General features: G+C 34.5%; 12 protein-coding genes. 5 read left to right on the top strand and 7 right to left on the bottom strand.

Annotation, left to right across the window (positions count from 1 at the left end; translation table 11 throughout):
* Positions 1-4 precede the first annotated feature (4 nt).
* Genes I589_RS07245 through I589_RS07235 form a run of 3 tightly spaced genes read right to left on the bottom strand, consistent with a single transcriptional unit; the run spans position 5 to position 1,929 of the window.
* Positions 5-1,255 (bottom strand): PTS sugar transporter subunit IIC, encoded by a 1,251-nt coding sequence (locus I589_RS07245; protein ID WP_010768767.1) that lies wholly within the window; start codon positions 1,253-1,255, stop codon positions 5-7.
* A gap of 23 nt (positions 1,256-1,278) precedes the next feature.
* Positions 1,279-1,575 carry a PTS sugar transporter subunit IIB gene (locus tag I589_RS07240; protein WP_010768768.1) on the bottom strand — a complete coding sequence of 99 codons (297 nt, stop codon included), beginning with the start codon at positions 1,573-1,575 and terminating at the stop codon, positions 1,279-1,281.
* A gap of 6 nt (positions 1,576-1,581) precedes the next feature.
* Positions 1,582-1,929, bottom strand: a complete 348-nt coding sequence (locus I589_RS07235) for a PTS lactose/cellobiose transporter subunit IIA (protein ID WP_010768769.1) — start codon at positions 1,927-1,929, stop codon at positions 1,582-1,584.
* Between the two features lie 229 nt (positions 1,930-2,158).
* Between I589_RS07235 and I589_RS18700 the strand changes: the two genes are divergently transcribed.
* Positions 2,159-4,831: a sigma-54-dependent transcriptional regulator gene (locus I589_RS18700; protein WP_010768770.1), complete on the top strand. Its 2,673-nt coding sequence runs from the start codon at positions 2,159-2,161 to the stop codon at positions 4,829-4,831.
* A gap of 335 nt (positions 4,832-5,166) precedes the next feature.
* Here the strand turns inward: I589_RS18700 and I589_RS07225 are convergent, their stop codons facing one another.
* On the bottom strand, positions 5,167-5,895 hold the full coding sequence (locus tag I589_RS07225; RefSeq protein WP_010768771.1) for a CPBP family intramembrane glutamic endopeptidase: 729 nt from the start codon (positions 5,893-5,895) through the stop codon (positions 5,167-5,169).
* A gap of 100 nt (positions 5,896-5,995) precedes the next feature.
* Here I589_RS07225 and I589_RS18520 point away from each other — a divergent pair, with 100 nt between their 5' ends.
* Positions 5,996-6,877 (top strand): helix-turn-helix domain-containing protein, encoded by an 882-nt coding sequence (locus tag I589_RS18520; RefSeq protein WP_010768772.1) that lies wholly within the window; start codon positions 5,996-5,998, stop codon positions 6,875-6,877.
* A gap of 621 nt (positions 6,878-7,498) precedes the next feature.
* Positions 7,499-7,873 (top strand): hypothetical protein, encoded by a 375-nt coding sequence (locus tag I589_RS07210; protein ID WP_139242887.1) that lies wholly within the window; start codon positions 7,499-7,501, stop codon positions 7,871-7,873.
* Between the two features lie 413 nt (positions 7,874-8,286).
* Here the strand turns inward: I589_RS07210 and I589_RS07205 are convergent, their stop codons facing one another.
* The 3 genes from I589_RS07205 to spx all read right to left on the bottom strand — a co-directional run bounded on the left by I589_RS07205 (position 8,287) and on the right by spx (position 10,624).
* Positions 8,287-8,718 carry a GNAT family N-acetyltransferase gene (locus tag I589_RS07205; protein WP_010768775.1) on the bottom strand — a complete coding sequence of 144 codons (432 nt, stop codon included), beginning with the start codon at positions 8,716-8,718 and terminating at the stop codon, positions 8,287-8,289.
* Positions 8,719-8,827: 109 nt separating this feature from the next.
* On the bottom strand, positions 8,828-9,988 hold the full coding sequence (locus I589_RS07200) for a cation:proton antiporter (RefSeq protein WP_010768776.1): 1,161 nt from the start codon (positions 9,986-9,988) through the stop codon (positions 8,828-8,830).
* Between the two features lie 225 nt (positions 9,989-10,213).
* On the bottom strand, positions 10,214-10,624 hold the full coding sequence (gene spx / locus I589_RS07195; RefSeq protein ID WP_010768777.1) for a transcriptional regulator Spx: 411 nt from the start codon (positions 10,622-10,624) through the stop codon (positions 10,214-10,216).
* 442 nt (positions 10,625-11,066) lie between these two features.
* Between spx and psiE the strand changes: the two genes are divergently transcribed.
* Positions 11,067-11,510, top strand: coding sequence for a phosphate-starvation-inducible protein PsiE (psiE, locus tag I589_RS07190; protein ID WP_010768778.1), 444 nt, complete (start codon positions 11,067-11,069; stop codon positions 11,508-11,510).
* A gap of 360 nt (positions 11,511-11,870) precedes the next feature.
* Positions 11,871-13,313 (top strand): cardiolipin synthase, encoded by a 1,443-nt coding sequence (gene cls / locus I589_RS07185; protein WP_010768779.1) that lies wholly within the window; start codon positions 11,871-11,873, stop codon positions 13,311-13,313.
* Positions 13,314-13,430 lie beyond the last annotated feature (117 nt).

Below are 13,430 nucleotides of genomic sequence, written 5' to 3'. Positions count from 1 at the left end.
TCCTTTATTTTGTACTTAGCTCCTCCGCTACGTTCATTTTATCTAATTTCTTCATAAATGGTAAATATAATAATAAAACTGCGAAAAATTGAATAATTTGTACCACTAATCCTTGCCATCCAGCTGCCATAAACCCGGAAAGGAAGGTTGGTAAATTTTTAGGAACATTTACACTAATAATCGGTAAGAACCCAATAATTGTTGCAATATAAGCAATTCCTATACACATTGCTGCACTTAGTGTAAGAGGGATAAAAATCGTTACATTCATAATCATTGGAATCCCAAACTTCATCGGCTCAGTAATCCCAAAAATACTAGGGATAATTGAAATTTTCCCAATTGAATTAAACTTTTTACTTCTGCTTAACCACACTAATACCACAGCTAATGCCAATGCACGCGGTCCTTTAAATGCATCTAGGAAGAAGGAATTAATAATGTTTTCAGCAACGCCTCCACTTGCCACAGCTTCCATATTTGCATATGCTTGTGTGGTAAATAAAACAGCAATCACTGAAGCTGTCACCATGCTGCCGTGAATCCCAAAGAACCATAAAAGCTCGGATAAAAACATGATGAATAACGCTGACCAAACGGATCCGCCTAATGATTCTAACGGTGTTTGCAGATTTGTGTAGATGAAGTCATGCACATTTCCAAAGCGCGTTGCTTCAAAAGTTATGCTGATGATAATTGCCACCATGAAGATAATTGCACCAGGTATAATTGCTTCAAATTGTTTGGCTATTGCAGTAGGAACACTTTCGGGCATACGAAATGTAATTCTTTTTTCAACCATCTTAACAAATATCCATGTAACAAGCAGTGCCACAATCATTCCGACAAACATTCCTTTTGATCCTAGATAGGTTAAATCATAGGCTGAAGCCACTTTATCATCGCCTAAATCAAATTTAGAAACAGGAGTCAGTACGAAGAAACAGGCCATTGATAAAATAATTGCAGGAATGGTATCTCCTTTTTTTTCTTTTGCCATAGAATAAGATAAGCCGATAATCACATAAACTGTGATTAAACTACTTGAAATAGATGTCCCCAATGAACAAGCTTTTATCACGATTTCTGGTAAATTAGGAATCATGCTAATCACTGTAGCAATACTTCCAATAATAGTAATTGGAAGGGTCATCATCATCCCATTAGCAATACTCTTAACAAAAACATTATTTGAAAACTTATTAATAAAATTATTCAAATGTCCCGTAAAATTTTTCTTTGTCATTTCGCTCATTTCCTATCCTCCTATAATATATTTTAGTTAATCGCCTGCTGTGCGTCTTTAAATACTTTTTCCCCATTCATCATGCCGTAATCCATCATATCAATAACTCGAACTGGAATAGTGGGATACTCTTTTTGAACATCCTCTTCTTGGTACCCTACTTGAGGCCCTAGCAAAATGATGTCGCTTCCTTCCACTCGCTCCTCTAATTCATTCAATCCACAAGCAGAAATATCTGCCTCAATTCCAACAGATTTTGCATATTCCTGCATTTTTTTCACTAACATCCCTGTTGACATTCCTCCGGCACAAGCTAACGTAATTTTCATGATTAATCATCCTTCCTTGTTTTGTAATTGTTGTAATTGATTTTCCAACTGACCCATTTTTTCATGGACAAAAATTAACTCTTTCGCAAAATCCAACGATGTAATAGCTGCCATCATATGATCTTCGCCATGAACCATAAATAGATTGGCTTTTTGTGCTTCATCCGATGCAAATTCGGTTAGCAATGCTGCATGAAATTTGTGTGCTTCTTTTAAATTCTTATTACTTTCATCCATTTTGTTCTTTGCAGCATCTATTTCCCCCAATCGTGCTTTTTTTATACTTTCCATTGCTAATGATTTCGCATTTCCGGCATAAACGATAATCTGCATAATTTGATTTTCTAATTCCAAATACCTCAATCCTTTCTATGTTGATGATTCATATTTATATAAGCAAGTACTATGCCAAAACAGATTCCCCCTCTCCTTCATAGTGCCTCTATGAACAAAGAACACTTTTTAAAACACATCAAAAATTTCCGAAACACATAAACCCTTAAATTGAAACACATCATCTTGACTTGTTTCATATGCAAAGCTATACTGAAACCGATATCAAGAAAGAAGAGGATGGCTTACTATGAAGCGAATTGAAAAAGTTTGGCAGCATTTACTAAAATACAATAAAGAAACACCGCTAAGCGCTAGCCAATTATCACAAGAACTAGCTATTACTCGGGCAAATGCGAGTAACGATTTAAATCTTCTAGTGAAAGAAGGCAAAGCAAAAAAAACAGGAACAAAACCTGTCTTTTTTTATCCTATTTCAGATGATTCTGAGAAAAAAAGTCTCATACAGGAATTTATCAAAAAAAATCCAAGTCTTGTTTCTGCTGTAGAACAAGCAAAAGCAGCTATCTTCTACCCACCTCAACGAATGCACATCTTATTATCAGGCGACACAGGCGTTGGAAAAAGTATGTTTGCTGAGTTAGTCTATCGCTTCTCAATTGAAGAACAGATTATTTCTAATGATGCCCGGTTCATCCTTTTTAATTGCGCGGACTATGCAAATAATCCCCAATTGATTACTGGAAATATCTTTGGTACAAAAAAAGGCGCCTATACTGGAGCAGATGAAGAAAAGCAAGGCTTGCTAGAAAAAGCAGATGGCGGCATTCTCTTTTTAGATGAAATTCATCGCCTACCTCCCGAAGCACAGGAAATGCTGTTTACGTTTATTGATAAAGGATTCTTTCGCCGATTGGGTGAAACCTCTGAACAGAGAAAAGCAGATGTTCAAATTATCTGCGCGACAACAGAAAATATTGAATCTACTTTATTACAAACATTTGTTAGAAGAATTCCAATGAAAATTCATCTGCCGAATTTAATGGAGCGTGGCATTTTTGAAAAATTAACACTAATTACCACTTTCTTTAATGAAGAGGCGCATAAACTAGCTCAAGATGTGGTTGTATCAATGAATACATTGCGTGCACTTCTTGGGTATCCCTGTGAAAATAATATTGGGCAATTAAAATCTGACATTCAGCTTCTTTGTGCGCGTTCCTATGCTCGGTTTGTCTCCGAAAAGTCTCAAAGCATGAGTATCAGTAGTTATGATTTACCAAATGCTATTAAAGAAGGTTTATACAATGTTGAGTACCGAAGCGAAATTTGGTCGCTGATTCCATCTCGCAAGGACCGGTTCATCTTATTTAAAAAAGATGATTTTACAACCATTCCTGTTGATGAATATAAAGAAACCGATATCTATCAATTAATTGATCAAAAACTAAATGACATGGAAAAAATTGGGCTAAATCAAAAAGCAGCTATGGATATTATCGACCTAACAATAAGAAATTATTTTTCTACGTTACGAAAAAAGAGAAATGTTAACGAGGAAAATATTCTTAATATTGTGGGTACAGAAGTTTATGCGACAACTAAAAAACTGTTAAAAAAAGCAGCGAATATTGTGCAGAGTGAATTTTATCCGGAGGTCTTTTCAGGTCTAGCTCTTCATCTTTTTTCAACGGTCAACCGAATTCGAAACGGAGAAATAATACATAATCCTCGTCTTGAAGAGATTAAAGAACAGTATCCTCTGTACTATCAGGCTGCCCAGCAATGTAAGTATCTTATTGAAACAGCATTCAGTCTTTCAATATCAGATGACGAAGTGGGCTTTATTACCCTGTTTTTAACTCCGCAGGAACATGGGAATACAAATAGCCAGACTCAAAATGTGCAAGTAATCGTTATTGCCCATGGAGACTCCACAGCCACAAGTATTTCATCCGTAGTAAATGAGTTATTAGGAAATGAACATGTCGTCGGATTTAATATGCCTCTTTCTTATGAACCACAGCACATATTAGAAGAAATCAGCGCCTATCTTCAGCAAAAAGAAACCCAAGAAGATATTCTGTTATTGGTTGACATGGGCTCCCTAACAAATTTTCCTAAAGAGCTAGAAAAAGTGACTAGAAAAAAAGTCGCTTGTATCGATTTAGTTAGTACGTTACATGTTTTAGAGGCAAGTAGAAAAGCTTCTCTCGGTTTTTCGCTTTCTGACATCGTCGACTCTGTCCACACAATTACGCACACAGAACACACAATAAATACACCTGTAAAAAACAATACAAACATACAGGACAAGGTGTTCATTATTACTTCTTGTACCACAGGAGAAGGCTCAGCCCAAATCATTAAAGATTTATTAACCGCAAAGCTAGCTTTACACGATGGGCGCTGTGAAATCAAGTCGTTTCAAGTCAATAACCCAGATGAATTTCTGTATGAGCTGGAAAAATTGGAGGCTGGAGGAAAAATTCTTTATTCTATCAGTACTTTTTCAATTCCGGCGCTTCAATATCCACAACTTACCATCAATCAGCTTCTATCTGATGGGATGTTCGCCAAGATTCAAAAAACAATTGATTACGAACTAACATTTTTTGGCATGCTTGAAAATATTGCCCCTATGCTCGTTCAGCTGGATGGTATTGATCTACTTTATTCTTTAAAAAACTGGGTTGAAAACATCTCTCTAGAAATGAAGTTAAATTTATCTGCGGAACGTATGATTGGTTTAATTTGTCATCTTGCCTGCTGTATTGATACCATTATTCAAACAAATCAATCCAATGAGTTTCATCATCAACTGGAGGATTTTCCCCCTTCGGTTGACAAAAAGCTGGCAAATAATATTATTCTACTGGAAAAAATGTACAATATCATGTTCTCTTCAAAAGAATTACACTATATCGAATCCTATCTTTTTGAGAAAATTCGGTTTAAATAATAGGAAATCTGGACGTAATCACCAAAATTTTTTCCTAGCCTTGGATCTCCTTCATTGATAAAAATAACTATTCTTCAAAACCCTTCTTAGAGAGTCATTTATTTTTAGTTCCTTGTACCTCAAAACTAATGCTGACCTCCTATTGAAAAGTTGGTCAGCATAACTAGTTTATGATAAACACTCTCTCTTTACTACTTAAAATATGTAGGTACTCGTAAATGAAAGAAGACAAACTGATTTTAGCGAATCATTTACTTCTCGCATAGTCCTTCTATAAATGAACTATAGACCTGTAATACTGAAGCAAAGTTCACTTATTCTCTAAACAGAATGAGTCATACACTTATCTTTTTTTTTGAATCGATTGTAGTTACACGAGAATAAATCAGAAAAAGAATATATAAGATGCTCAAAAGAAGTACTGCTGTAATATTTTTCTCTACAGTACTGCCGTTAGAGATTGTTGCGAATACATTGAATAGTCCATGAAAGACAATGACTATATAAATCGAGTGATTTTTGTCATATATGACAGAAAAAACGTATCCTAACAGTAACGCATTAATAATTTGTAAAATAACTAAAATAAATGCTGTTTCAGGATTCAAACTACTGGCAATGTGCAATAGACCAAATACAATACTGGAAAAAAAGATTCTATTCTTCCGTAACTTTGTTTTCAATGAATAGAAAAAGACTCCACGAAAGAACGTTTCTTCTACAAAACCTACTAACATCATCTGAACAAGAATCAACATCAGTGTTGAAAATGAATAGTTAAAATTAACTCCTAAAATGATAGGTTGAATCAAGATCACAACTCCCATAAATCCTATTAATTTTCTACTTGGACGAATGCGATTAAAACCAAATTGTTTCAATGTATGATCTTTTTTCTTCATGTAAAGAAAAATAACCACTCCACAAATAAGAAAAGCTGCTATCTGACACATGATTACTCCATTATCGCTAAATTCAAACGCAATTCCTATCGCTGAAAACAAGCTAATTACCATTGTTATCGCTACTGATGCACCAATTAATTTCAAGTATATTTTATTCATTTAAATAACTCCTCTATTTGTTTTTTTACAATATAGCATGTAAAATGAAACGAAAAATAAGTATAATTCCTGTATACAGGAATAACTGACAGGAGCGTTTATGACAGAAAAAATTATTAGATCCATTCGAACACAAAAAGGCTTTACTCAAAAAGAAATCTATACAGGAGTTGCTTCTAAAACCTTTTACAGTGATTTTGAAGCTGGAAAATATTCTGTTGAAGTAACGAAATTTCAAGGCTTTTTGAATAACTTAGGTATAAGCCAAATGGAATTCGATTATTTTAAGGATAGTCGTGACAAAAACGAAGAAAAAATACTAGATAATCAAATTGAACAACTCTATAAAAAAGGAGATTTTGAATCTTTATATGCTATTTTTGAAGACTATAAACAACATCCTCACACCGAAATACGATATCTGGCAATTAAAGCCTATCTGCTCGTGCTGATTACCAATACGAATTTTTATAAATTCTCTCGCTCTCCTTTTTTAGAGGTTCTTGCTTATTTAGATACGATAAAAATGTGGACACTTAAGGAAATTAAATTAGGAAAACTTATCCTGCTTTCCTATTCCGAAAAAGAACAAGAGAAAGAAGCCCTACTTTACAAAAGACTTATCAATGAGCTATTGAAGTATAAAGCTTTTGATAAGAAAGTCTATTATGAAGAAATCAGTGATCTTTATTTTAATCGAATACAATGGTTGCTGATAACTAATAACATCCAAGAAGCAAAAAACTGTTTAATAGTTTATAAAGAGGCTGTTACTAGTTCAGATAATTTATATTTTTCTATGCAGCTACGCTTTATCACCTGCATTGTAAATAGTTACTTAGATTTCCCAATCTATTCAAAAGAGCTAAATGAACTTTTAGTGCAGGTAAACAAAATGCCTACCTCTGAAACACATTTTTACAATATTATTTCTCAATTACATCTGGAGAAGGCCAAAAATTACTATCAGAGATATCAATAATGTACTTGATTGCAGACTTTTTTATCCCAAATTACTAACTTAATCTTCTAATGAGCCTACTTGGCAAATCTCTTAAAGTGCACCGCATCACCTCTGCTCTTTTCTTATGCAGTATGGTATACTTTTAAAAATAAAACGGGAGGTCTTTTATTATGGCTTTTCTCATCCTCATTTTTGGTATTGCAATATATGCGTGCACGATAGGTTCCTTTTGCGCTATTTCCATTCTCTGCATGTTAACACCGATAAAAAACAACACCGGTCAGAGAAAGATCTTACTAATAGCAGGTACTTTACTCGTCGGGATATTTCTTGGTGTATTATTAGGAAGTTACTTTATGCTAAAGTTTTTCGGTGAATATTTATCATTTATCAACTTAATTTAGAATAACAAAGCAGTCCTACTGTCAGAACTATAAAGTGAAACAGTTGTACAGCACATTCTTTAACGTTCAGAATTAGTCTATCTTTGTACAATTTTACAAGAAACCTTGCATCAATAAATTTTTATATTTTTTTATTCACCTACTGAAAAGAAGGATTTATCTTGGTAATCCTTCAAGCTTCGCTTTTTAAATTATAATAATGTAAGGAAATTAAATGTCGGGGGGGAAAAATAAGATGAGTGAAAACTTTCCATTCAATCGATTTGATTTTTCAGTACTCATTCAAAAAATCAAAAAAAATACGCACTTGTTAAATATTATTACTGACGATGAAACAGGAATAGAATTTTCTAACATCCAGACTGTTTTAACTGAAGAACTCGTTGATTTTCTTGAACATTTCACTGTAGTTGATAACCTTGCCCAGCGCTATAGTGAGCAACAGTACAAAAAGCACCCCTCACTCGGTGTCAAAAGCTTTCAGATTGAACCATTATGGGTAGAAATTTCTCCAAAAAGTGTACGCATTGGATATGCAGGCATTCATGTAAATACTGATTTCACCTTAACTTTTTCAAAAATAAATGGGCAATGGGCTTTAGTTGACTGATTCTACTCGATATTCCTTAAATTTTGGGATCAAGTAAGTATGTTTCTATATCCCAAAAGAATGTATCAGATGCACCGAGTAGATACAACTCTAGCATGTCCCATGCATAGAAGTTGTTGAGAGACAAACACAGTGGAGATACGTTCCTTTCCAACTTTTATTAAAATTTAAGAGCGTAAGAGGGTGGGACATAACTATTAAGTTATAGCCCACTCTCTTAAAATCTTAATAAAAGTTGAGAACCAAAGCACCCCTTTCACAAATAAGCTGGAACCCCAAAATAGTTGAGGAATACTCTTCGTGAATTCCTACTTAGTGCTACAACTCCACGGAAATTTCACTTTCAATGATGCACACAGTACCTGTTTTCGGAGCCGAACACTTCTGTCCCAACCTCCGCACTCTATTTTCTTTTATTCAGTCCATTGTAAAATGAGCTCTACTTCATCCGTCTCTTCATCTACTTGTTCCTTAATAACTTGAAAGCCTTGGCTAATATAGAAATGATAGGCTTGTTCATTTTTCTTGTATACAGCCAGTGTCAACTGAGCAGCTTCTTTTTTTGCCTTATTTAAAAGCTGACGTCCTAGCCCCTTCCCTTGGCTTCTCTTCTCTACAAATAATCCTGCAATATAGTCCTCTTGAAGTCCTAAAAATCCTTCAATCTTGTCACCCTCTTTAGTAATAAAAAGAGTAGCATTTGGCAACTGTTCCTTCACTTCTTCTTCATGTTCCAACCAATAGGAAGCCGCTACAAATGGATGGGCCTCTTGATTTGTTTTTAACCAAATAGCCATTAGTTGATGAATCATTTCCTCTGACGGCTGATTAACTTGTTCAATCATAATAAATCTCGTTCCTTCCTCTACAATTCTTCTAGTTTCCCTACTCTTATCCTACCTGATAGTATAAGAAAAAAACAGTCGAGGATTTTCTCCCAGACTGTTTCGTTTTTTATGCTTCTTTTGCTTTAAGTTGCCGAATCGATTGTTTCATAATTAATGGAGAAACAATCGTGGATAAGATAATCACAATGACAATACTAGTGTAATGAGTAGGATCAATCATTCCTGCCTGGTTTCCGATTTGAACAATAATCAGAGCCATTTCTCCTCTAGAAATCATTCCTGCTCCTACAACAGTCGAGCTTATATTTGTAAAGCCAACCATTTTAGAACCGATAAATCCGCCTAAAAGTTTCGTGACTACCGCAACAAGTGTCAATGCTACGATAAACCAAATATCATTTGTGAGTCCTGCAAATGATACATTTAAACCAATGCTTACAAAGAAGACTGGGATAAATACTGCATAGCCAATTGCTTCAATGTTTAAGTCTACTTTTGATCGGAAATCGGTTTGCCCAACTGCAATTCCTGCGAAAAATGCACCAATCACACCACTCAAGCCCACTAAATCAGCTAAAAATGACATTCCTAAACAGATAACCAGTGACATAATAATCACAGATGAACCTGCAAGTAATTTTTCACTCAGCTGCATGAGGTAAGGCGCACCCCACTTCACCAAGAAATAAATACCTGCAAAGTATAAGACTTGTTCCACTAAAAGCAAAATCATTTCACTATCAAATGCTGCACCTTCGCCAGATAAAAAGCCTAGGCTTATACTCAAAATAAGAACAACTAAAATATCATCCACTACAGATGCAGCTAGAATTGTTGAGCCTTCTTTTGATGACACCATGTTCAGCTCTTTTAATACTTCCACGGAAATACTTACAGAAGTGGCCGAAAGAACTAGCCCCAGGAAAATACTATTTGTCAGAGACATTGAGAATAGCCGGCCAAATAACAAAGTGATGACTATGGGAAAAGCAATTCCCAAAATAGCAACCAGTATTCCTGGCTTAAAATATTTTTTTAAAAGAGAAACATCACTTTCCAGTCCTGCCAAAAACATTAATAAAATAACGCCTATCTCTGAAAATTCAGTAATTGAAATACCTTGATGAACCCAGTTTAACATTGCTGGTCCCAATACAATTCCTATTAATAATTGCCCAATCACTGCTGGAATTCCAATACGTTTTGAGACATGCGAGGCAAGAGTTGTACTAATTAAAATTAAACATAAAATTCCTATAAGTTCCATAACAGACCTCTCCTCTCTTTTTTTATAACGTTCACTATATAACTATAACTTTATTTTTCATTCCTGAAAAGAAATATGCCGAGTATTTCCGATAATTGCCGATTTTCTTTTATTTTAGCAAGTAAAAAAGCCTAAGAAATCAAGGATATATTCCCCGTTTCCCTAGACCTTCGCTATTTGACTAGATGCGTCCTTTACTCTCTCTTTACAACAGCTGATGGACACCTATAATTCATTCATACCGTACATTTTCTTTTGTCTTGCTAAAAATAAAATATTTCGAACCTCTCTAGGAACAAAACAATGAATATCTTCTTCATTATAGCCTACCTGTAGTCGTTTATCGTCATGGATAATGGGACGTCTAAGCAGACTGGGATTTTTTTCTAAAATAGCGAGTACTTCACTTAATGGTAAGTCATCTAAATCCACATCAAGTTTTTGATAAACTTTTGAACGCGTGGAGATGATATCTTGTGTGCCATTTTCAGTTAACATCAAAATTTTTTTTAATTCATCTGCTCCGATAGGCTTCGCAAAAATATTTTGTTCCTGATACTCAAGATTATGTTCCTTTAGCCATGCTTTTGCTTTACGACAAGATGTACAGCTTGGAGTTGTATAAATGTAAATCATTTGATCCTCTCCTTCTTACCTCTGCCAATCAGTATAAAAAAAATTACACGAACAATCAATAAAAGATAACAATCGTTAATTTTTTAACAAAACAAATAAAAACTTGATTTAAAGCGTAATCAAGCTTGATATAACAGTATTTCTACTCACAGGAAATCTACCCACGTTTATTTTTTTCTCATATACGAATAAAATTTTGAAAAAAATTGAATATTTTCGAGCATATTTTTATACATTGAATTAAAAAACATTTAAAATATTATTTAGAAAATGAAAATTTCATTGTATTTACATCTCATTTTTCTCTTACATAAAACAGATAGCCTGTTCTTCTGCTGCTTTTCTACTATTGTATCTTGCCTGAAAAAGAAAATCCTTTATACTGAAAAAGTAAACGTTAAAAATCCCCATTTATCCATAAAAATTGACAAGGAGTGTTTTGATGAACTTTGAAACTTATAAAAAAATAATTAATCGTGTCATTGATATTATCTTAGGAATTGGCTCAGTTTTTATTATTGTCTACATGTTTCGCTATTTAATTGATGTGGGGCGTTTAATTTTCGACGATGTTTCTACTGATAATTATGAGCTGTTTATCCAAGAAATTACTGCTTTCTTCATGCTATTTGAATTTGCTGTGATGCTTATGAGATACATTGAAGAAGATCATCATATTCCGGTTCGCTATCTAGTGCTGATTAGTATGACGGCTATTTTGCGACAATTGCTAGTCGTTCACGACAATGGTCTGCAGACTTTACTTCTTGCTGTATCTATCTTATTATTAGCTGCCGTTTTAACCATGTTTACCCCCTCTTCAAAACATTTTAATTTTCAACGATTTATAAAAAAGACTAATGATCTAGATGAAAAAGAAAAATAGTGCTACCCACAGAGCCTGAATGCCACCCAAAAAGATAGCGTTCAGGCTCTTTACTTCATATGGAATATTTCGCTTGAGACACGCCTCTGATATACCTTCATCTCTAGTTTTGATTCCGTCAAATGAAATTCGATTGATTTGTTCTTTCCCTATATAGGCTTAGCAAAACGTTCAATTTTATCTTAATGGATTTCTTACTTCTGAAAATAAAAAAATCACGTTAAAACGATATATTTTATTCACTTTTTCGTCTATATGCCGCCTATCTCCTTGGTTTTTGACCTTTTTGTTCGTATGAGTTGCCAGCAGAATCCCCCTATGTGCTATACTATAGACTGAGAAAAACTGAAGGAGGAACCCATGCTATTATCTATTCTTACATTTATTTATTTCTTCAATGCGGTCATTGCGCTCATCACCATTCTTATGAAACCTAGAGATGTGTCGGCCATTTGGGCGTGGCTTCTGGTTTTAATTGCGCTTCCTGTATTTGGCTTCTTTCTTTATTTATTCTTTGGACGTGGTTTGGGCGACAAAAAAAAATATCGGTTGCAGCAAAGTGATTTGAAAGAGTTAGAGAACCTTGCTCAGCTTCAAGAAGATTCTCTTAGTATCTTTGATTCAGAACTAGAAAATACTGAACTACAGCCTTTCGTTGATTTTTTCTCTCTTTTGAATCGGATGCCTTTAACCAGAAAAAATGAAGTAGATATTTTCTCGGATGGAGAAGAAAAATTAACTGCGCTGATTGAAGACTTGAAACAAGCAAAAAAATCTATTCATATTGAATACTACGCCTTTGTAACAGATAAAACTGGCAAAAGAATTTTAAAGGTTCTTGAGGAAAAAGCAGCAGAAGGTGTGGAGGTTCGCCTTTTATATGATTCATTTGGATCAAGAGGAACAAAACCCAAAGACTTTACACAACTGATACAAAATGGCGGCTTTGCGCAAACGTTTATTACTTCTCAACGAGCACTTTTAAAACTTCGATTAAATTATCATGATCACCGAAAAATTGTTGTAATTGATGGAAATACGAGTTATATCGGTGGCTTTAATATTGCAGATCAATATGTTGAAACAACCAAACGATTTGGCTACTGGCGTGATACGCATTTGAGGATTCATGGAGCTGCTTCTTCTCTTTTACAAATGCGCTTTTTAATGGATTGGAACGTTTCAGCGCCAGAGAAAAATCAAGTGAGTTATCATTTGGATTATTTCTTTACCGATGAACAATCAGCGACAGGCTCTACCGATATTCAGGTAGTAGCGAGTGGACCAAATAGCGAAAAAGAGCAAATTAAACTAGCATTCATTAAATTAATTACCTCGGCAAAAGAACGTGTTTGGATTCAAACACCCTATCTTGTTCCTGATGATAGTGTGATTGCTGCACTAAAAATTGCTGCTGGTAGTGGTGTTGAAGTAAAAATTATGATTCCAGACAGACCGGATCATCCGTTTATCTACCGGGCAACACAATATTATGCGCGACAGCTCATAAAGGAAAACATTGAAATTCAAGTCTATCGTGGTGGCTTCTTACATGCCAAAACATTGATTATGGATGATGAAATCTGTATGGTTGGGTCTGCCAATCAAGATATTCGCAGCTATAAACTAAATTTTGAAGCAACTGCCGTACTTTATGATAAAAAAATCATTCAACAGCTGGAACAAATATTTATAGATGATTTAACTAAATGTGAAGAGATGACACCTGAGATAGTCGCAGAAATGTCTGCGTGGCTCATTTTTAAACAACAAATTTCACGGTTATTCTCTCCTATTTTATAACATTTTTCAGTTCTGAGGTTGGAATAAAAATATTTGGCTCCGAAAGCTAAATAGGTACAGCTCTTTCCAACTTTTATTAAGACTTCTCAAACAAAACCGACTAAAAAATGAGGAATG

This window comes from Enterococcus phoeniculicola ATCC BAA-412, from assembly GCF_000407505.1.
Classification (GTDB): domain Bacteria; phylum Bacillota; class Bacilli; order Lactobacillales; family Enterococcaceae; genus Enterococcus_K; species Enterococcus_K phoeniculicola.
This window is presented reverse-complemented; position numbering and strand designations above follow the sequence as displayed.